The organism is Legionella rubrilucens (assembly GCF_001468125.1).
In the GTDB taxonomy this organism is placed as follows: Bacteria; Pseudomonadota; Gammaproteobacteria; order Legionellales; family Legionellaceae; genus Legionella_C; species Legionella_C rubrilucens.
This window is the reverse complement of the sequence record NZ_LNYT01000003.1, coordinates 116,977-135,582: the sequence shown is the minus strand read 5'-3', so window position 1 is coordinate 135,582 and position 18,606 is coordinate 116,977. Positions and strand designations below refer to the sequence as shown.

The following is an 18,606-nucleotide window of genomic DNA, read 5'->3' as shown; positions in this document are numbered from 1 at the left end:
AACCGAATATTATACAACCATTGGAGAGAATGATAAATAACATCTGGTTAATTTTTTGAACGGAATTGTCAATGGGCGGAATAGTTCCGCCCCTTTTTAATAATCGTTGCTGCCATGATCGGGAACGACACGGGTATTTCTGCCGTAAATAACTAAAATAGGCTGCTTCACTTTCAGCTTGACTGTATCAGCCTGAACGACAGAAATAATGCTGCCGCTATTGAGTTTAATCACATATTCAAACCCGTGTGAACGATTCATGGTGGGGTCAGAATAAGACGAACTGGGCACTGTGGAGCGAGAGCCGGGAGTGATGCCGATTTCAGCTTCCTTGTTGTGCAGACGGACTGGGCGCATGGAAATAATCACCCCAGGTACGACTTTTTTAATTTTGCCAACTTCAGATGAATCATAATCACCAGGCGGAATATCCTTGCTGCAACCGGTGATAAGCGTCGTAATGGACAATAAAACGGCCAAAAATAACATGTTAATTCGCATAAGTCCTCCAATGCTTTAACGGATAGGCTTGATTTTAAACAGAAACAGGGGAACTATCATATACCTGAACATGGCAATATGCCAGGTTTTCTTTACCTGAACACCACCCTTCCCCGCCAGCGGGAAAGGGTATGCATTGGGTTCTACTGTCAGCAGATAAGCTTCAACCCGCCAGCTCAATCCCCTCTTCGTTCAAGGATTTAACCACCGACGGATGCTGACTTAATTTATTGAAATGTTTAACCAGATTCGGCCATTCCTGCAAATCGATTTTGAAATGGAAAGTCCAGGTTAACATGACAAATAAATAGGCATCAGGCAGAGTCAGGTGGTTGCCGCACAGGTAGGGCTGCCCATCCAGCAGAGAGTTTAGGTAGTTAAATTTGGTTTTAAGCGTCGGCAACGTGAATTTTTCTCTGATTTCTGACGTCATTGCCGGATTAAAAAGAGCGCCCAAGGTCTTATGAATCTCGGTGGTGATGTAATTGACGCATTCGAGCACCCGATAGCGCTCAAAATCATGCTGCGGCGGCAGCAATTTATTCGCCTCGTACGTATCAGCCAGATACTGAAGAATGACCGCGTTTTCAGTCAGGATTTCACCCTTGTCTGTTTGAAGAGCGGGTACCGCGCCTTTTTTATTAATTTCCAGGTAATTTTTACCGCTTTCCGTTTTTTTTGCCTGCAAATTGACTGACTCGTACGTGCAATCCACGCCGATCTCATTGATAACAATTCTTACAGCCAGCGAACACGCGCCTTTAGTGAAATAAAGTTTCATGTTTGAATTCCTTTTTTTACGGGGGAAGTTAGTTTTACTCCTATCCAATTCATCCTGCAAGTGTTTATCGCAAGCATTTGAATTCAAAATGAAACCTGAATTTGTATTATTTAAAATCAGGTCATATACTTAACATACACAATTGACAAGGAAGCCGCTATGAAGAAGATACTTTTTGTGTCTTTGATTGCTTTAATAACAACCAGCCTGTCCGGATGCGGGTATCGAAGCTGTTGTTCCAATCCTTACAACGAACCCAATATTTCAACCTATGGCTGCTGCGGCTCAAGCAGTTGGTAATGAACAAATCCCTTCCCCATGGAAGGGATTGTTGCTTAGGCTTCACATAAATCAGGCAAGGTCTCCGGGCGAATTTCTCTAAACCGGTTATGCTCATCGACAAACACCACCGTCGGTTTAAATGGCGCGCACTTCTCCTCACTGAGTTGGATGAAGGAGGCAATAATAATTAAATCGCCGGGAGTGACCAGATGAGCCGCAGCGCCATTGACACAAATGGCGGTGGAATTTTCCTCACCGGCAATGGCATAGGTTTCAAATCGCGTACCAGCCGTTACATTCCACACATTCACCGCTTCATAAGGTAAAATATCGGCCGCTTTTAATAATTCCGGTGAAATGGTGATACTGCCTTCGTAATCCAGATCCGCGTGCGTTACGCGGGCACGATGGATTTTCGATTTCAACATTTTGCGATACATCATACGACCCTTAAAATGAATGTTCTTTATTGACCAAAAGTGTGCGGATTTTAGGTGCAGTTTCTGTTAAAAACAATAGGCCCTGAAGCGGACGACTTTTTTGTTGACAGCATCAAAAATATATTGCCTGATTTAAGCCGTTGAGCTTGAACTGTTCATTCAATAACGTGTAAACTGGAACGCAAAGTGTTAACAAGTCTTTTAACAGGAAGGTTCCGAGTTGGCTAAGATAATCGTTGTGACTTCAGGTAAAGGCGGCGTTGGAAAAACTACCACTTCTGCGGCTTTTTCATCAGGACTTGCTCTTCGCGGGCACAAAACCGTTGTCATTGACTTTGATATTGGTTTACGAAATCTTGATATCATCATGGGGTGCGAACGGCGTGTCGTTTATGACTTTATTAATGTCATCAATGGCGAAGCCAGCCTTAACCAGGCTTTAATCAAAGACAAACGCGTCCCCGATCTCTGCATCCTGCCCGCGTCACAAACCCGCGATAAGGACGCTTTAACCGTTGAAGGCGTGGAAAAGATACTCAATGAATTAGCGAAGGAGTTTGAGTACATCGTTTGTGACTCACCGGCCGGCATTGAAACCGGGGCATTGATGGCCATGCATTTCGCGGATCATGCCATTGTTGTAACCAACCCAGAGGTCTCTTCCGTTCGCGACTCCGATCGTATTCTGGGTATTTTGGCCAGTAAAACCAAACGGGCAATTAATAATGAAGCTCCTGTCCAGGAACATTTGCTTTTGACTCGCTACGATCCCGAGCGTGTTGAAAAGGGTGAAATGTTATCGGTGGAAGACGTTAAAGAAATTCTTGCTATCCCGCTGATTGGGGTAATTCCCGAATCAAAAGCCGTGTTAAAAGCATCTAATACAGGGACCCCTGTTATTCTTGATGAAACCAGTGACGCAGGTCTGGCCTACCAGGATGCGATTGCTCGTTTCCTGGGCGAAAGCAGGCCCATGCGTTTTGTCAGCAATGAGCGTAAAGGCATTTTGCGCCGGTTGTTCGGTAAAAACAAGGAGGATGTTCCAGCATGAGCATATTCAACTACTTAAGAAAACGCACCAGTACCGCATCCGTTGCAAAAGAACGTTTGCAGATCATTATTTCTCATGAGCGGACTCAGCGAAATACACCGGATTATTTGCCCAAACTCCAGGAAGAAATTCTGGCAGTGATTGCCAAATACATCCCAGTCACACGAGACAAAGTCAGTGTTAATCTGGAGCGGATGGGTGACAGTGCGGTGTTGGAGTTAAATGTCACCATGCCGGATGAAGCTTTGGAAGAAATTTAACTCGTTCCTCTTGACGACTGGCTACTGAAATCTGAATCCCGGATTACTTTTCCTTTCCCTCAATTTTTTGACGCTCATCTTTCTCGTGTAATTTGTCTATCAGCTTGCACAGTTCCATATGGATAAGGCATGTGCATGGCTGGGTTCATAAGGACAAGGAATACAGGCAAAACGGCACCCACAGGAACACAGCCAGGTAACATATCGTCATAAGATCTGGGGCAGAGTTGGCTTATACGGAGTCACTGCCGCCTCACCATTGAGAAGCAGCAGGCCCCGAGCACGCAGCAGAGGTTAAATGTTTTCCGTTATATCGTCCTTGCTCGGCTCATGCTTTTTTGCTTTCGCAGCGGTCTGTAAAGCGGTACGGCTTAATTCATCATGGCTGAAATCATCTACAGCAATGACGTGCTGGCGGGCAAGTTCCGCTTCGTTCAATAAAGCAGCCTGCTCGCTGCTCAGAATGCCGGCATTTTCCGCCTCCTCAATCTGCTCAAGCAACGTCAGCGCACGCAGTGTGCCCTCTTTTACCGCGACTGCAATGCGTTTTTCCAAAGGCTCAACTGCACAGATTTTACGAAATGCCGCCTCAAGGCGTCCGATTGGGCAATTGGGCGTGGCCTCTTTAAACACAAAACGTGTTAAACGATCGCGGGATTCATTAGGGTTAGTCAGCAAGCGTGCCAGTTGTTGTCCCAGACGATCGGAAGGTTGTTTTCTTAAACCACCCCAGGGATTGATGACTGCGCGCAATATTATCCGTGCCGCACGGGGTTTCATGTTGGTCATGACACCCTGCAAGGCCAAGTCACACTCATGAAACAAATGCTGGCAGCACCACTCCACCAACGGCAAATCGGCTTCGGGTTCATGATCATCGTGAAAACGCTTAAGCACTGCGGAAGCCAGGTACAGGTAGCTTAAAACATCGCCTAAGCGTGCAGAAATTTTCTCCTTGCGCTTAAGCTCACCGCCAATGACTGTCATGGCAAAATCAGAAGCAAAGGCCAAATTGCTGCTGTAGCGATGAATCAATTGATAATAACGTCTTACCCGGCTGCGGGGCGCACGTGTGAAATAGGCACCCGTCAGATTAAACAACACGGATTTGGTAAAATTAGCCAGCATAAACGCACCATGCCCCCAAAAGGCTTTGTCAAAGAGGGCAAGATTATTTTCCCGCACGCTTTCAATTTCCTTGAAAATATAGGGGTGGCAGCGAACAGCGCCCTGACCAAAAATAATCAGGCTGCGCGTGAGGATATTGGCTCCCTCCACCGTGATTCCAATGGGAGCGCTTTGATAACCTCGTCCCATGTAATTATTCGGCCCCAGGCAAATGCCCTTACCGCCGTGAATATCCATCGCATCAAGCGCAACCCGTCTGGCGCGTTCCGTGGTATGGTATTTAAGAATGGCACCCGCCACAGACGGCTTGGCACCGTGATCAATGGCGGCGGCAGTCATGGTTAATGCCGCGTCAATGAGGTACGCGTTGGCGGCAATGCGGGCCAGCGGTTCCTCGATACCTTCAAAATTGGCGATGGCCGTATTAAATTGTTTACGAACGCGTGCATAGGCGCCGGTGGCCAAAGCGGCTGCCTGTGATCCGCCCAGACTGCTGGAAGGTAAGGAAATCGCACGGCCTGCGCTTAAGCACTCCATTAACATGCGCCAGCCATTCCCAGCCATTGCGGCACCCCCGATAAGGTAATCCATGGGAATAAAAACATCCTTGCCCTGGGTAGGACCGTTCATAAAGGCAGTATTGAGCGGAAAGTGGCGGCGGCCTCTGATTACACCCGGGGTTTTGGCAGGAATCAGGGCGCAACTGATTCCCACATCGCTCCCCTTGCCTAACAGATTGTCCGGATCGAACATCCTGAATGCCAGGCCAATCACGGTGGCAATGGGGCATAGCGTAATGTATCGTTTATTCCAGGTAAGACGGACCCCCAGCACCTCCTGACCATCCACGGTTTGCCGGCAGACAATGCCTTTATCCGGCATGGACGCCGCATCAGAACCCGCACTGGGCCCGGTTAGAGCAAAGCAGGGAATCTCGCGGCCATCGGCAAGACGGGGCAGATAATAGTCCTTTTGCTCTTTGGTACCGTATTTAAGCAGCAACTCCGCAGGGCCTAAGGAATTAGGCACCGAGATGGTTGACGCCACCGTGACTGAGCGTCCATAAATTCGCGACAATATTGCGGCCTGCGCACTGGCAGAAAAATCAAGCCCACCGTACTCCTTGGGAATGATCATGCCGAAAAAGCCCTTTTCCTTAATAAATTGCCACATTTCAGGAGGCATGTCCGCCCGATTATGAGTAATATCCCAATCGTCAATCATGCGGCAGAGCTCGTTAAGCGGTCCATCCATGAAGGCTTGTTCTTCGGCTGTAAAATGGATGGTGGGGGCTTTAAGCAACTTATTAAAATCAGGTGCGCCGCTGAATAAATCCCCTTCCCAGGTGATAGTGCCCGCTTCGAGCGCCTCACGTTCCGTGGCCGACATGACCGGCATTTCCTTGCTGATTCGGGCAAATAAGCGGCGAGACAGAAGATTGCGGCGTAGAGGGCGAATCGAGGCCAAAACAAAGGTTGCCGTCAACAGGCAAAGGATCCCCTGTGTCACCAGGCTCACAGAGCCATACTGAATGTACAAGCCCGTAAGAATGGCATAACTGATTGCCCAAACGACAATCGATGCCTGCCTGGACAGTAACCAAAGCGATACGCCAATCAGCGCAAACACAATCAAGCTATGCGGCACAGTTCTCTCCTTTTAATAAATAGCCTTAATCCACATTTTTTACATTCTACACATCATCTTTTAAGTATAACATCCAGCGCCTGAATAACCTGCCTGGCTGTTAATTTCGGTCTCTCCATAGGTAACATATGGGTCCCTCTCATTTTAAAACAATCAATACGGTAATGCGTTTTCATGTAGCGAACATCAAATCGATCCACCACATTACTCTGGGCGCCATAAATGAGCGCGGTGGGTACCGTTAATTGACCGGCATACTGATGGAGATGATGAGGAATAGTTCGATAAATCTGGTATTCAATATGGCTGTCAAACACCAGATGATAGCCTTCTTCATCACGGTACAGGCCATAATCGATGTAATCCTGAAGGCAGGCCTTGCTGAATGTTCTGAACAGGGGCCTGTCTTTAAGATAAGCCATGAGCTGTTCTTGTGTCGGCCATTTACGCCTGCGCCCGCGTGTTCTGAATGCCGGGGTAATGTGATCGATAAATCCGAGCACTTTGGCCAAACGCAGCATACTCGATTTAAGCCGCCCCAGCAGGGGTGAATCGAGCATAATCACCGCCTTGAAAAGCGAAGGCTCCCGTATGGCTGCCAACAGACTGAGTACACCGCCCAGCGAATGCCCCACCGCAATCACCGGCTGATTAATTTGTTGTTTGATGCTGTCTAACACTTCCTCGACCAGAAAAGGCCAGTTTTCAGTCACCGGGTACCTGGGGTTGTGCCCGACCTTGTCAATGTAGTAGCAGTCAAAATCCTCACTTAACGCATTGAATAACTGACTGTAACAAAGCGAAGGAAAACCATTGCCATGGGCGAAGTGAATTGGCTCTTTCACGAAACCACCAGCTTATGGCTTTCACGTTTCAACGACAGGACGGCAAAACTGAAGTAAGCGGCAAACAAGACAATTAAAAAGAAACCAAACCCATAAAATACCCAGTTTATAGTCAGGAAAATCACCAGTGCCGTAATCTGCGGGGTCGAAGCCACAATCAGTAATCGACAGGATTGCTTGTAGGTAATAGCAAATTTCATGAATAATTTAGCAACAAATTGACCCATTAGCGCAAACACGAGGAAGAAAGCCAGGTAAATGACAGTAAACATCAGGACAATCGTGGGATAAATGGTGGCATCCGACAATAACTTAAGCTTTTCGATACCTGACGATTTGCTTAACTCTTCGCCGCTGAAAACCTCATTCATGCTTTTACTCAACTCCTGAATATAAATGGGGCTTTCCTGTTTCCGGTTTGCCGAAGCAAAAAAGAATTGCGGGGTGGGCAGGCGATAAATGATTTGATTGGCGGTTACCAGCACGGATAAGTGCGGGTAACGATCATCGATGCGCGTGATTGTTCCTGTCGTATCAATGATGGAAACCACATCGCCCTTGCTGTTTTTAATCAGGTAAGGCATGGGCTTATCCAGAGACACTTTGCCGTTTTGCACATAAAACTTCGGCAGTTTCTGCATGGGCTCAAGAATCTGATAATCAAAAAAACGATTAAAATCGAGGGTTACCCGCAAGGCGAAAGGCAAGGTCACAATGAACATCAATAATAAGAGATAAAGTATCCCATAGCCCTTCCAGCGCTTGCCGACATCCACGTACAAGCGGCGACTGAAAAAAGACAGATAAAGCGCCTGCCAGTAACTGTAAAAAGGGGCGTCGACATCCCTCAGTGCTTTATTGCTTTTAGTCATTCCATCCTCCCAGCCTCTTGCCTGTGTTTTTATCAAACAAATGCGCCTGTTTCAGATTCAGGCTTATCGCCGCACGTCCTTCACAGATTTCGGTATCGATGCGTGTTCGCACCGAAAAATTGGCACGACCGCAATGGCTTCGGGTATGTACCAGTTTATCGCTGCCCATGTTATCGACAAAATCGACATGAACAGGGATGGCCCCCGCCGTGTCAGCCGCTGTCATTTCCAGGTTTTCAGGCCTCACCCCAAGGATGACTTCTTCAACACCCTGCGCTGGAGCCACGTGCTCAGGCAACGGGAAAGCAGCACCTATCGCGGTGATGAATTGCCTGGATGACCAATCAATAGTACCTGATAAAAAGTTAATTGGGTAATGTCCGGTAAATCCAGCAACAAAAAGCGAAGCCGGTTGCTGATACAGTTTTTGTGGTGCGCCAATCTGTTCAATACGGCCTTGATTTAATACCAGTATTCTTGAGGCCATGGTCATGGCCTCTGTTTGATCATGGGTCACGTACAGGCAGGTCGTTTTTAATTGCTGATGCAGTTTTTTAATCTCATGGCGCATTTCCGTCCGCAGTTTGGCATCAAGATTCGAGAGGGGTTCATCAAACAAAAACACCGACGGCGAACGAACAATGGCCCTCCCCATGGCGACACGCTGCTTTTGTCCGCCGGATAACTCCCGCGGCAACCGCTTTAAATAATCGGAGAGCTGCAGCATGGCCGCCACCTCCTTGACACGCGAATCAATAGCCTGTTTGTCGACGCCGCGCATTTTTAAACCATAAGCCATGTTATCAAACACGGTCATGTGCGGGTACAGAGCATAACTTTGAAAAACCATGGCCATGTTGCGTTTAGCAGGAGGAATTTCATTGACGCATTGATTATCGATGAGGATTTTCCCCGATGTGACCGTATCAAGGCCGGCCACTAAACGCAGTAACGTGGATTTACCACATCCAGAAGGCCCTACCACCGCCACAAATTCACCCTGCTCAATGCTTAAGCTGATTTGCTCAAGAATCCTGTGTTGACCATGGTATTTGCTGATATTCACCAGTTCCACTGTAGCCATTAATGAATTAACCCCTTCTCAAACCATCGTTGCATAAGCACGACCACCAAACAGGGCGGCAACATCGCGACTAAGGCGACAGACATAATATAATGCCACTGCGGGATTTGATCAGCAACGCCGGCTAAAGACCGGATGCCCATGACGATCGTCGCCTTGCTGCTGTCGCTGGTAATCACCAGGGGCCACAGGTATTGATTCCACCCATAGACAAATAAAATAATAAACAAGGCCGCGATTTGTGTCAGAGAGAGCGGGAGTAAAATATCTCTAAAGAAACGCCAGGGGCCCGCCCCATCCAGTTTGGCCGCATCCACCAGTTCACCCGGAATTGTTTTGAAAAATTGACGAAATAAAAAAGTCGCCGTCGCGGAAGCCATCAACGGCAGCGTTAACCCCGCGTAAGTATTCAACCAGGAGAACGAAGCAATCACCTGAAACGTCGGCACAATGCGAACTTCAACCGGCAGCATCATGGTTGAAAAAATCAGGGCAAACATCAGTTTTTTACCGGGCAGAGCGAAATAAACCAGGGTAAAGGCTGAAAACAAAGCCAGGGTTATTTTGCCCGCGGCGATGAGAACTGCCATCACTAAACTATTAAGAAGCATGTGCCAAACGGGTTGCCCGCCTGTTGCCGCTATCCCCTCAGTCAATACGGTTTTGATGTTGTCCCATAACGCCCTGCCAGGCAACAAAGGCAAGGGGGCATGCATCATGGCGCCGCCATCATGACTGGCGGCCACCAGCGCCATGTAAAGCGGTAGAAATAAACCGGCAATGAAAAGGCAAAGGAAACCATGGGAAACAACACGCGACCAGGTCATTCGTAATGCACCTTCTTTTCAAGATAGCGGAATTGCAGCAGGGTTAAGGCAATCACCAGGAGCATGAGTACCACGGATTGCGACGAGGAGCTCCCGGGATCCATGCCCACGAAGCCATCCTTATACACTTTGTAAATCAGCGTGGTAGTCCCATTATCCGGACCGCCGCTGGTCATGACATCAATGATGCCAAAGGTGTCAAAAAAAGAATAAATCAGATTCATGATCAGCAGGAAAAAGGTCGTTGGCGATAACAAAGGGAAAATAACCTGCCAAAAACGGCGCCAGGCCGAAGCGCCATCCATGATGGCCGCATCGATAAGCGATGGAGGAATGGCTTTGAGCGCCGCAAAAAAGAATAAAAAATTGTAACTTAACTGTTGCCAGCTCGCAGTCAGGATAACCACAGTCAGCGCCTGTTGCCCATGAATGAGGTAATTAAAATCAAAGCCTATGCTGCGAAATAAACTGGCCAGCCAGCCAATGGTTGGCTGGCAGAGAAAACGCCAGAGGATGGCCGCCACAGCCGGCGCAACGGCATAAGGCCAGAGAATTAATGTTTTATAAATCGCCTGACTCCGACGCCGCCCGCTCACCAGCGTTGCCAGCAATAAACCTGAGGCCATGGTCAACAGGGTAATAAACAACGCCAGCAGCAACGTCACCAGCACTGCTTTTCCATACCCTGGATCCGCCCATAAATCACTGAAATTTCCCAGGCGGGCAAACTGCGTGTGCAGACCAAAGGCATCGCTGAAAAACAACGATTGCAGGATGGCGCTTAAAGCAGGCCAAATAAAAAATAACAGGGTAACAGTCAACTGCGGAATAATGAAAAAAAAGGCCAGTTTTTTATTATGGAAATAGTTCATCAATCCACTGGGTTGCCGGTTCTGAGCAAAAGTATATAACGAACGGTTTTCATTTTGCGAATGAAATTTAGCCGTGTTACGCCGACAGACGTTCTTTTGCCAGAGTCCGCCGTAATAACTGCGCATAAATGGGTGGATTTTTTGCCAGCTGCACCACGGTGGTGGAGGTCAGGCAGGTCACCATCATCGGTAGAATCAACAGGTAATTCTGAGTCATTTCCACGACCAGCACAATGCCAGTCAGAGGAGAACGGACTGCAGCGGAAAACAAAGCCCCCATGCCCGCCACAGCAAACATGCCGGGGTGAATGGTCGTGTCTGGCATAATTAAAATCAACAGGTAGTACGAGGCAAGACCAAACAGCGTACCCAGAGCCAGCATGGGCGCAAAGATGCCGCCCGGCACACTGCTGCTGTAACACAGCATGGTCATGATAAAACGCAACCCGATGAGCATCAGCAACACATTGGCAGGCGGCGACAGCGTTAAGGACTGGTGGATGATTTCATAACCGCCGCCGACGATTGGCGAATACCAATAGGCCAGAAGACCAACGACCGCCCCGAGAATTAAGGCGTAACTGCCCTGGGCAAAGTCGGACAATCGATCTTTTAAGCTCAAACTTTTCATCAATACCAGGTTAAAAACCAGCCCGGCCAGGCCGGCTAACAGACCAAAGATAAAAAACAGCCACAACGACTTTAAACTGGGCAGATCAAACACACTCATGGCAATCGCAGGACCTGCACCCACAAGCCAGTGGCTGACAATGGTCGCCATGACACAGGCAATGGCGACCATTTTAAAATTGGTGAATGTGAAATTAAACTGGTTGCGCATTTCCTCAATGACAAAAAGCACCCCGGCTAGCGGCGCGTTAAAGGCAGTGGCCAAACCGGAAGCCGCACCCGCAGCAATGAGGGTATCGCGACGGCGCCTTGGAATACGCAGCCATTGCCCGAGCATCTCACCCAGATTACCGCCCATTTGAATGGTAGGTCCTTCACGGCCAACCACCATGCCGGCGCTGATTGACATGACCCCGGCTATGAATTTCACCGGCAACAACCGTTCCCAGAAAATGGGGCGTTCATGGAGCAAGGCCCCTTCAATTTCCTGTACGCCGCTGCCGGACGCCTCAGGCGCTATTTTTCTCACCATCAGCCAGGCCAGGTAGACAAGCAGCATGGAAAACAGCATGGACGTCAGGGCGCCAGGAACTCCTGCGCGCTCAGACCAGGTGATGGCCGCGCCCAACCCACGGCTTAAATAAGCAATCGCTATCTGAAAATAAGACCCGATAATCCCTGTTAAAATACCCAGTAGTATGGCCACAGCATAGACTTTGAGAACTTTACTCTTCATCGCTGCCAATCATCTCCATTAGATTGTTGATAATGCGCTGCCCGGCCTGCTCGTGCATGGATAAAATGGTTTCCGGATGAAATTGCACCGCATGGACCGGCAGATTGCGGTGAGAGATCGCCATGACAATACCATCCTGACTCACTGCCGTCACCTTCAATGGTTTGGGCATCGATTCCTGACGGGCATAGAGCGAATGGTAACGACCCGCCGTAAAAGACGGTGCCAACCCGGCAAACAATCCCCCTTCTTCCCTGACAAAGATTTCGGATGCCTTGCCATGCATGGGGTAATCGAGAACGCTCAGTTCACCGCCAAAGTACTCTACCATCCCCTGTAAACCCAGACAAACACCAAACAAAGGAATGCCGCGCGCCAAAACAGATTCTATGGTCTGTGCCACTTTAAAATCCGAAGGCTTACCGGGTCCAGGCGATAACACCACCAAATCAAATTCGGAATCCTGCAGGTAGTCAATGACCAGATTCGATCGAACGGTAATGACTTCCGCACCCGACTGGCGAAGGTAATTGGCTAAGGTATGAACGAAGGAATCCTGATGATCCACTAACAACACACGCCGCCCGAGTCCAGGGTATTCGGTACGATGCCGCACCTCACTCTTGACTTTATTTTGAACCACATCGAGGAAAGCAGATGCCTTAAGCCGCGTTTCCTCTTCTTCTGCCTGCGGCACGGAGTCATAAAGCAGGGTCGCGCCAACGCGGATTTCAGCAATGCCCTGTTTAATCCGGGTGGTTCTTAAGACAAGGCCGGTATTTAAATTGCCGTCAAAACCAAACCAACCCACGGCTCCCGCATACCATCGTCTGGGCGATTTTTCATGGGTTTCAATGAAGTTCATCGCCCAGAGTTTCGGTGCCCCGGTCACCGTCACTACCCACATGTGTGTCAAAAAAGCATCGACCGCGTCAAATTCCTTACGCAATACCCCCTGAACATGATCCACCGTATGAATCAGCCGCGAATACATTTCAATTTGGCGGCGCCCCACCACCTGCACGCTACCCGCCTCGCAAATGCGGGATTTGTCATTGCGATCCACATCAGTACACATCGTCAGTTCAGACGCTTCCTTTTCAGAATCAAGCAGCGTCTGGATGTTTTTTGCATCCTCAATGGCATCAGCGCCGCGTTTGATCGTCCCGGATATGGGGCAGGTTTCCACTTTGCGACCCTGAACCCGCACATACATTTCCGGCGAAGCGCCCACTAAATATTCTTCATCACCAAGATTAATCAGGAAACCATAAGGGGATGGATTAGCCTTGCGCATGCGTCTGAAAATGGCGGAAGGCTGCTCAGGGCAATGCGCATAAAAAATCTGGCTGGGCACCACTTCAAACAGATCGCCGCAAGCAAACCGTGATTTGGCGACATCAACAATCCGGGTATACTCACCGGGCTCGTGATCACCTGGCTTCTCGGGTCTGTGGGTGGCTTCATAGGGTTTGAATGCCCCCTCCCGCGGCAATGACAGCGTGGATTTTCCCTGGTATTGAAAGTCGTAGCGACGAACAAAGGCTTCTTCCTTGCGATGATTAACCACATAGATTTCATCCGGCAGGTAAAGTACCATTTCGCGTTGATCCTCCTCCCGCGCCTTCGTCTGCGCCAGTGATTCAAACTGGAAAATCAAATCGTAACCAAAGGCTCCATAAAGGCCGAGGTAGGGCTCGTCCGGTGATTTGAAAAAACCAAGCAGCACACGCAGGACGGTAAAAATGGAAGGCTGCAGACTGCGTTCTTCCTCACTGAATACACGATCACTCGGCTTAATTTGCAACTGGAGTACTTTTTCTGTCTGCTTCAGGATGTCAATGGCCTCACATTCCTTAAGAACCAGGGCAGCAATGGTTAACAGCACGTCACCACGCTTGTTTAAGGCCTGAAGATAGACATGCGATTGCTTGCAGACAATGGCGAGCGGCGGATTGAAAAAACCGATGTCCCAGCAGGTGTAACGTCCAGGGTATTCAAAACTGGAGGCGAACAGGGCACCGCGCTGCGAATCCAGTTTCTCAATTAAAGGCTCAATGGCATTGTCGTAGGCTAAACTCTGCTGTTCATATTCAATGTAAACGCCGCCCTGGGTTTTTATCTGCTGCAACATAACAATCCAATTGGTGAGTGATAAAAGTCATTCTACCTTTTCCCGGCAAGAAAGAAATATTGGATGATGCAATCCGTCGAATTAATCCTTGCATCCTCAGTGAATTTTCTGTTCACTATACAGTCCGCAGCGAAGTAGCAGGGTATCGTTTTATTTTTTGGAGATTTAATGACCATTTCCTCGGCAGAATTACAGGCCATTGCTGAATTAGCCTGTCTGGACAGCGACTATGAAGACAGCCTTTCCCTCGTTCTTGAAGTCAATGGCATTATTGATTTTGTGGCCGAGTTACGCCAGTTGGATACTCGACAGGTCGCCCCGCTCTTTCATCCTTACGAACTTCATCAGCGCCTGCGTGATGATGAAATGACCGAAAGTAACTGCGTGGAAGAACTTGAACAACTGGCCCCTTTGTTTGAAGAAGGATTCTATCTGGTACCTAAAGTCATCGATTCAGGAAAATAACATGCACTCCTTGCGTGAGACGGTTTTAGCCTTGCAGCAACGTCAGCTTTCCAGTGTGGAACTGGTCAGACATTACTTAAAGGTGATTGGTAATCATACAGGACTGAACGCATTCATTACTGTGGATGAAGAGTATGCCCTGCAACAGGCCGCCCTGGTGGACGAAGCCCTGAAAGCTGGGCAATTTGGCCTCTTAACCGGCATTCCCATTGCCCATAAAGACATTTTCTGCACACGTCATTTACCCACCACCTGTGGCTCGAAAATGCTGGCCGACTATCGTTCCCCTTATGACGCAACAGTGGTTAGCCGCTTAAAGCAACAAGGTACTGTTCTAATCGGCAAAACCAACATGGATGAGTTTGCCATGGGCTCTGCCAATGAAAACAGTTATTTTGGCGCGGTAAAAAATCCCTGGGATTTGAATCGGGTGCCTGGCGGTTCTTCTGGCGGCTCCGCTGCAGCCGTGGCAGCGGGTCTTATCCCTCTGGCAACAGGCTCTGACACCGGCGGCTCCATTCGTCAGCCGGCTGCTTTTTGCGGCATTTCCGGATTAAAACCCACCTATGGTCTTGTCTCGCGCTACGGCATGATCGCCTATGCATCAAGCCTTGATCAGGGCGGCCCCATGGCGCAAAGCGCCGACGATCTGGCGCTGATACTGCAGGCCATGGCGGGTTTTGATGCGAAGGACTCGACTTCCGTTCAACAGACGCTTCCAGACTACTCAGCCAGCCTGAATGATTCCATCAAAGGATTGCGCATCGGCCTGCCGCGCTGTTTTTTCAGCGACAAAGTGGATTTAACTATCCGGGAAACCATCCATGCCGCCGTCAAGGTTCTGTGCGATCAAGGCGCACAGGTCATTGAAATGGATTTGACCCACCAGCCGCTTTGGGTTCCCTGCTATTATGTCATTGCCTGCGCCGAAGCATCGTCCAATCTGTCGCGCTACGACGGCATCCGCTTTGGCTACCGCAGCCCCAAAAACAGTACATTAAAGGAACTCATTACCGCCTCACGCACCGAAGGATTTGGCACCGAAGTCAAACGACGCATCCTGACCGGCACCTATGTTCTGTCATCGGGTTATTTTGACGATTATTATCTGCAGGCATTAAAGATCCGGCGGCTGATTAAAGAGGAATTGCTGAGAGCCCTGGATACAGTCGATGTGATTATCGGCCCCACCACACCCACCACCGCCTTTAAGCTCGGCGAAAAAGTGAGCGATCCTGTGCAGAATTATTTAGCGGATGTCTTTACCGTCGCGGTCAATCTCGCCGGGTTGCCGGCCATCTCCATTCCGGCCGGCTTCAGTGAGGGGTTGCCCGTGGGCATGCAGGTTATCGGAAAACACTTTGCTGAAGCAACGCTGCTGAATGTCGCCCACCAGTATCAACAAATGACCCACTGGCATCTGGCCAGTGCTCAATTAAGGGGTTAACTATGGCATGGGATACTGTCATCGGCCTTGAAGTGCATGTTCAGTTAAAAACACAGACTAAACTTTTTTCAGGTTCAGCCAATGCTTTTGGCGGCAAACCCAATACGCAAACGTCTTTCATTGATGCCGGGCTTCCGGGCGTCTTACCCGTTCTTAATCAACAGGCCGTCACCATGGCCATTCAGTTTGGACTTGCCATTGGCGCGACGATTAATCCCCTGTCTTATTTTGAGCGCAAGAACTACTTCTACCCCGATTTGCCCAAAGGCTATCAAATCAGCCAGTTTCAATCCCCCATTGTCAGCCATGGTACACTTCAGGTGGACATGGGCGATGCGCCGATGAAGACAGTCACCATCGTCAGGGCTCATCTTGAAGAGGATGCGGGAAAATCCATTCATGATGCACAGGCTGATTTTACCGGCATTGATCTAAACCGCGCGGGCACACCCCTGCTGGAAATTGTCACAGCTCCTTGCCTCTATTCGGCCGAAGAAGCGGTCAATTACTTAAAAACCCTCCATCAACTGGTACGGTTCCTTGGTATTTGCGATGGCAACATGCAGGAAGGATCATTTCGTTGTGATGTCAACCTGTCGCTTAAACCAAAAGGGTCGGCACAACTGGGCACCCGCACCGAATTGAAAAACCTGAATTCGTTTCGTTTTATAGAAAAAGCCATTGCCTATGAGCAGGCCAGGCATCAGGATTTGCTTGAATGCGGGCAGGTAGTGATTCAGGAAACGCGTTTATTTGATCCCAATACCGAAACCACCCAGGTTTTACGCAGCAAGGAAAACGAGAATGATTACCGCTATTTTCCTGATCCTGATTTGCTGCCCATTGCCATCCATGAAGAGGAATTAGCCGAAATAAAGAAAACCCTGCCGGCGTTGCCTGCGGCGATCAAAGCCCATCTCCAGGGGCTTGGTCATCTCAACGCGGATGATATTCAATTCCTGCTGGCCGCGCCCGCCACGTACCATTATTTCGAAGCGGTGCGTCAACTCAGCCAGGCGGATGAAAAAACCATCGTCAACTGGCTCAAGGGAGCTTATGCGGCGGCCTTGAATGAGGTGAATGAATCCTTTGAAAATCCCAGGATTTCAGCATCCGATTTAGCGCCGCTCCTTGATTATGCCAGTCAGAAAACCTTTTCAGCCAACATACTTAAAGCGATTTTTAATCACCTGTGGCAGGGACAAGGCTCGGTCGATGACATTATTGCCAGGGAAGGATATCAACCTGTAAAAGAAGATCCCCTGCTCGAGGAGCTGGTTAAACGCACCATTGAACAATACCCGCAGCAAGCGGCTGATTATCGCGCCGGTAAAGAAAAACTACTGGGCTTCTTTGTCGGGCAGATCATGAAAGAGACCAAAGGACAAGCTAACCCTGAACAAATCAACCAGCTTCTTAAGAAATACCTCTAGGCAGTAACCTGCACTTAAGCAGGTTACTTTATGCTTTGCTAGTAAGGTTTCACGATAACTGTCGTACCAATATCGATGAAGTTTTCGTTTAACCATTTAGCCGCACTGGGAAGAACCCGCACACACCCATGACTGGCATTGTAATTGGGTACTTCGTAAGCGGCATGGATGGAGTATCCGCCATGGAAGTGCATACAATAAGGCATTTTTGCACCGCCGCCAGTTTCAATGGGGTAAATGCTGGACGTGCACTCAGGTCCTTTTTTAGAGTAAACACGGAAAGTACCGGTTACGGTGCGGCAGCCTCGGCCTACGTCTTCACAGAAGTCCTTACCGCCAGAAGCGCTTCCGGTTTTAATGCGGTTGCCCTGAGCATCATAAGCCGCCCACGCGGTTGCTTTGGGATCAAAAATAAACACTTTTTTGCCCGTGGCTGGGCGTGACTCGGGGAAATAGGAAGTCCCTTTCCTGTCTGCAGCCATGGAAAGAGTATGATGGGTATAACCCGCATCATCCACGACCACAGTTGACCTGTCCATGGATCCGCAACCAGCAGCCAGGACACAAATGGGACCCACAACCAGTAGCTTTTTCATTGTTATATCCTCCCTCTTTTTTTGTTTTATCGGGAGAATAGTGAATAAGTTTAGGGCTTTTTTTAAATTTTTTTAACTGTTTGTTTTTTCTAGAAACTTTTTGATCAATTTTTGATCAATAGTGGCATCATCAGGAAGAAGGGCGAGAATGGCCAGCTTTAATTGCTCATCACTGCATTCAAAGCAACCGCCACGGGCAGGCATGGCATTTATCCCTGTATCGGCGTGTTGAAATAAAAGCTCAAGTCCGGCCTTAAGCCGTGGCTCCCAATCGTTAGCCTGCCCCATTTTAGGCGCACCCAATTCAATCAGTGGCTTTACTGCATGGCAATTGGCACAATAATGATTGGCAATCTGCCGGCCTTCATCCGCCTGCCCTTTCACCTCAGTCAGAAAGTCCTGGGGGTGATGACTGGCGGCCCAAAGGGCAGTCGATACCAATAACAAGAGTCCAAAGAGAAAACGCATTCATTCATTGCTTAAGTGAACCAGTGTGCATCATAAGCGATATGGGTTTAAGTAGAAAGAGGCTAAACCCTACACCAGCCTCTGTGAGTGACCGGATGCCCGCCTGC

General features: G+C 48.9%; 19 protein-coding genes. 6 read left to right on the top strand and 13 right to left on the bottom strand.

The features are described from left to right. Positions 1-96: 96 nt before the first annotated feature. On the bottom strand, positions 97-489 hold the full coding sequence (locus Lrub_RS01235; RefSeq protein WP_420324336.1) for a hypothetical protein: 393 nt from the start codon (positions 487-489) through the stop codon (positions 97-99). A 175-nt stretch (positions 490-664) separates the two neighbouring features. Continuing rightward, positions 665-1,282 carry a glutathione transferase GstA gene (gstA, locus tag Lrub_RS01230; protein WP_058530384.1) on the bottom strand — a complete coding sequence of 206 codons (618 nt, stop codon included), beginning with the start codon at positions 1,280-1,282 and terminating at the stop codon, positions 665-667. Between the two features lie 159 nt (positions 1,283-1,441). Here gstA and Lrub_RS14700 point away from each other — a divergent pair, with 159 nt between their 5' ends. Next, on the top strand, positions 1,442-1,582 hold the full coding sequence (locus Lrub_RS14700; protein WP_156413022.1) for a lipoprotein: 141 nt from the start codon (positions 1,442-1,444) through the stop codon (positions 1,580-1,582). Positions 1,583-1,617: 35 nt separating this feature from the next. On the opposite strand, the gene panD is transcribed toward Lrub_RS14700, so the two are convergent. Beyond that, complete coding sequence (gene panD, locus Lrub_RS01225) at positions 1,618-2,007, bottom strand: aspartate 1-decarboxylase (RefSeq protein ID WP_058530383.1); 390 nt, start codon at positions 2,005-2,007, stop codon at positions 1,618-1,620. A gap of 217 nt (positions 2,008-2,224) precedes the next feature. Between panD and minD the strand changes: the two genes are divergently transcribed. Further along, positions 2,225-3,055, top strand: a complete 831-nt coding sequence (minD, locus tag Lrub_RS01220; RefSeq protein ID WP_058530382.1) for a septum site-determining protein MinD — start codon at positions 2,225-2,227, stop codon at positions 3,053-3,055. Next, positions 3,052-3,315: a cell division topological specificity factor MinE gene (gene minE / locus Lrub_RS01215; RefSeq protein WP_058530381.1), complete on the top strand. Its 264-nt coding sequence runs from the start codon at positions 3,052-3,054 to the stop codon at positions 3,313-3,315. Before minD ends, minE begins: the two co-directional genes overlap by 4 nt. A gap of 294 nt (positions 3,316-3,609) precedes the next feature. Here minE and Lrub_RS01210 read toward each other — a convergent pair whose 3' ends face one another. The 8 genes from Lrub_RS01210 to Lrub_RS01175 form a co-directional block, all read right to left on the bottom strand. After that, positions 3,610-6,090: an acyl-CoA dehydrogenase gene (locus Lrub_RS01210; RefSeq protein WP_058530380.1), complete on the bottom strand. Its 2,481-nt coding sequence runs from the start codon at positions 6,088-6,090 to the stop codon at positions 3,610-3,612. Between the two features lie 53 nt (positions 6,091-6,143). Continuing rightward, a complete protein-coding gene (locus tag Lrub_RS01205; protein WP_058530379.1) occupies positions 6,144-6,935 on the bottom strand; it encodes an alpha/beta fold hydrolase in 792 nt (263 codons plus the stop codon). Further along, positions 6,932-7,807, bottom strand: a complete 876-nt coding sequence (locus Lrub_RS01200) for a DUF1189 family protein (protein WP_058530378.1) — start codon at positions 7,805-7,807, stop codon at positions 6,932-6,934. The genes Lrub_RS01205 and Lrub_RS01200 overlap by 4 nt, the downstream gene beginning before the upstream one ends. Further along, complete coding sequence (locus Lrub_RS01195) at positions 7,800-8,891, bottom strand: ABC transporter ATP-binding protein (protein WP_058530377.1); 1,092 nt, start codon at positions 8,889-8,891, stop codon at positions 7,800-7,802. Before Lrub_RS01195 ends, Lrub_RS01200 begins: the two co-directional genes overlap by 8 nt. After that, a complete protein-coding gene (ugpE, locus tag Lrub_RS01190; RefSeq protein WP_058530376.1) occupies positions 8,891-9,718 on the bottom strand; it encodes a sn-glycerol-3-phosphate ABC transporter permease UgpE in 828 nt (275 codons plus the stop codon). The genes Lrub_RS01195 and ugpE overlap by 1 nt, the downstream gene beginning before the upstream one ends. Continuing rightward, on the bottom strand, positions 9,715-10,593 hold the full coding sequence (locus tag Lrub_RS01185; protein WP_420324335.1) for an ABC transporter permease subunit: 879 nt from the start codon (positions 10,591-10,593) through the stop codon (positions 9,715-9,717). Before Lrub_RS01185 ends, ugpE begins: the two co-directional genes overlap by 4 nt. Positions 10,594-10,666: 73 nt before the next feature. Next, positions 10,667-11,956: a H(+)/Cl(-) exchange transporter ClcA gene (clcA, locus tag Lrub_RS01180; protein ID WP_058530375.1), complete on the bottom strand. Its 1,290-nt coding sequence runs from the start codon at positions 11,954-11,956 to the stop codon at positions 10,667-10,669. Next, positions 11,946-14,090, bottom strand: a complete 2,145-nt coding sequence (locus Lrub_RS01175) for an anthranilate synthase component I (RefSeq protein WP_058530374.1) — start codon at positions 14,088-14,090, stop codon at positions 11,946-11,948. The genes clcA and Lrub_RS01175 overlap by 11 nt, the downstream gene beginning before the upstream one ends. Before the next feature lie 168 nt (positions 14,091-14,258). Between Lrub_RS01175 and gatC the strand changes: the two genes are divergently transcribed. The 3 genes from gatC to gatB are packed head-to-tail and all read left to right on the top strand — an operon-like array spanning position 14,259 to position 17,435. After that, positions 14,259-14,555 (top strand): Asp-tRNA(Asn)/Glu-tRNA(Gln) amidotransferase subunit GatC, encoded by a 297-nt coding sequence (gene gatC, locus Lrub_RS01170; RefSeq protein ID WP_058530373.1) that lies wholly within the window; start codon positions 14,259-14,261, stop codon positions 14,553-14,555. Between the two features lies 1 nt (position 14,556). Continuing rightward, positions 14,557-16,002, top strand: a complete 1,446-nt coding sequence (gatA, locus tag Lrub_RS01165; RefSeq protein ID WP_058530372.1) for an Asp-tRNA(Asn)/Glu-tRNA(Gln) amidotransferase subunit GatA — start codon at positions 14,557-14,559, stop codon at positions 16,000-16,002. A gap of 2 nt (positions 16,003-16,004) precedes the next feature. Next, positions 16,005-17,435, top strand: coding sequence for an Asp-tRNA(Asn)/Glu-tRNA(Gln) amidotransferase subunit GatB (gene gatB / locus Lrub_RS01160; RefSeq protein ID WP_058530371.1), 1,431 nt, complete (start codon positions 16,005-16,007; stop codon positions 17,433-17,435). 38 nt (positions 17,436-17,473) lie between these two features. On the opposite strand, the gene Lrub_RS01155 is transcribed toward gatB, so the two are convergent. Next, positions 17,474-18,031 carry a L,D-transpeptidase gene (locus tag Lrub_RS01155; protein WP_058530370.1) on the bottom strand — a complete coding sequence of 186 codons (558 nt, stop codon included), beginning with the start codon at positions 18,029-18,031 and terminating at the stop codon, positions 17,474-17,476. A 72-nt stretch (positions 18,032-18,103) separates the two neighbouring features. After that, the gene (locus Lrub_RS01150) at positions 18,104-18,499 is read right to left on the bottom strand and encodes a c-type cytochrome (protein WP_058530369.1); all 396 of its coding nucleotides are present in this window, start codon (positions 18,497-18,499) and stop codon (positions 18,104-18,106) included. Positions 18,500-18,606 lie beyond the last annotated feature (107 nt).

Bases quoted from the DNA above. Each gene is read 5' to 3' on its own strand.
- gstA (WP_058530384.1), bottom strand. From the start codon at position 1,282: ATGAAACTTTATTTCACTAAAGGCGCGTGTTCGCTGGCTGTAAGAATT.
- Lrub_RS01235 (WP_420324336.1), bottom strand. From the start codon at position 489: ATGTTATTTTTGGCCGTTTTATTGTCCATTACGACGCTTATCACCGGT.
- ugpE (WP_058530376.1), bottom strand. From the start codon at position 9,718: ATGACCTGGTCGCGTGTTGTTTCCCATGGTTTCCTTTGCCTTTTCATT.
- Lrub_RS14700 (WP_156413022.1), top strand. From the start codon at position 1,442: ATGAAGAAGATACTTTTTGTGTCTTTGATTGCTTTAATAACAACCAGC.
- clcA (WP_058530375.1), bottom strand. From the start codon at position 11,956: ATGAAGAGTAAAGTTCTCAAAGTCTATGCTGTGGCCATACTACTGGGT.
- Lrub_RS01155 (WP_058530370.1), bottom strand. From the start codon at position 18,031: ATGAAAAAGCTACTGGTTGTGGGTCCCATTTGTGTCCTGGCTGCTGGT.
- Lrub_RS01200 (WP_058530378.1), bottom strand. From the start codon at position 7,807: ATGACTAAAAGCAATAAAGCACTGAGGGATGTCGACGCCCCTTTTTAC.
- minE (WP_058530381.1), top strand. From the start codon at position 3,052: ATGAGCATATTCAACTACTTAAGAAAACGCACCAGTACCGCATCCGTT.
- Lrub_RS01175 (WP_058530374.1), bottom strand. From the start codon at position 14,090: ATGTTGCAGCAGATAAAAACCCAGGGCGGCGTTTACATTGAATATGAA.
- panD (WP_058530383.1), bottom strand. From the start codon at position 2,007: ATGATGTATCGCAAAATGTTGAAATCGAAAATCCATCGTGCCCGCGTA.
- Lrub_RS01150 (WP_058530369.1), bottom strand. From the start codon at position 18,499: ATGCGTTTTCTCTTTGGACTCTTGTTATTGGTATCGACTGCCCTTTGG.
- Lrub_RS01195 (WP_058530377.1), bottom strand. From the start codon at position 8,891: ATGGCTACAGTGGAACTGGTGAATATCAGCAAATACCATGGTCAACAC.
- gatC (WP_058530373.1), top strand. From the start codon at position 14,259: ATGACCATTTCCTCGGCAGAATTACAGGCCATTGCTGAATTAGCCTGT.
- gatB (WP_058530371.1), top strand. From the start codon at position 16,005: ATGGCATGGGATACTGTCATCGGCCTTGAAGTGCATGTTCAGTTAAAA.
- gatA (WP_058530372.1), top strand. From the start codon at position 14,557: ATGCACTCCTTGCGTGAGACGGTTTTAGCCTTGCAGCAACGTCAGCTT.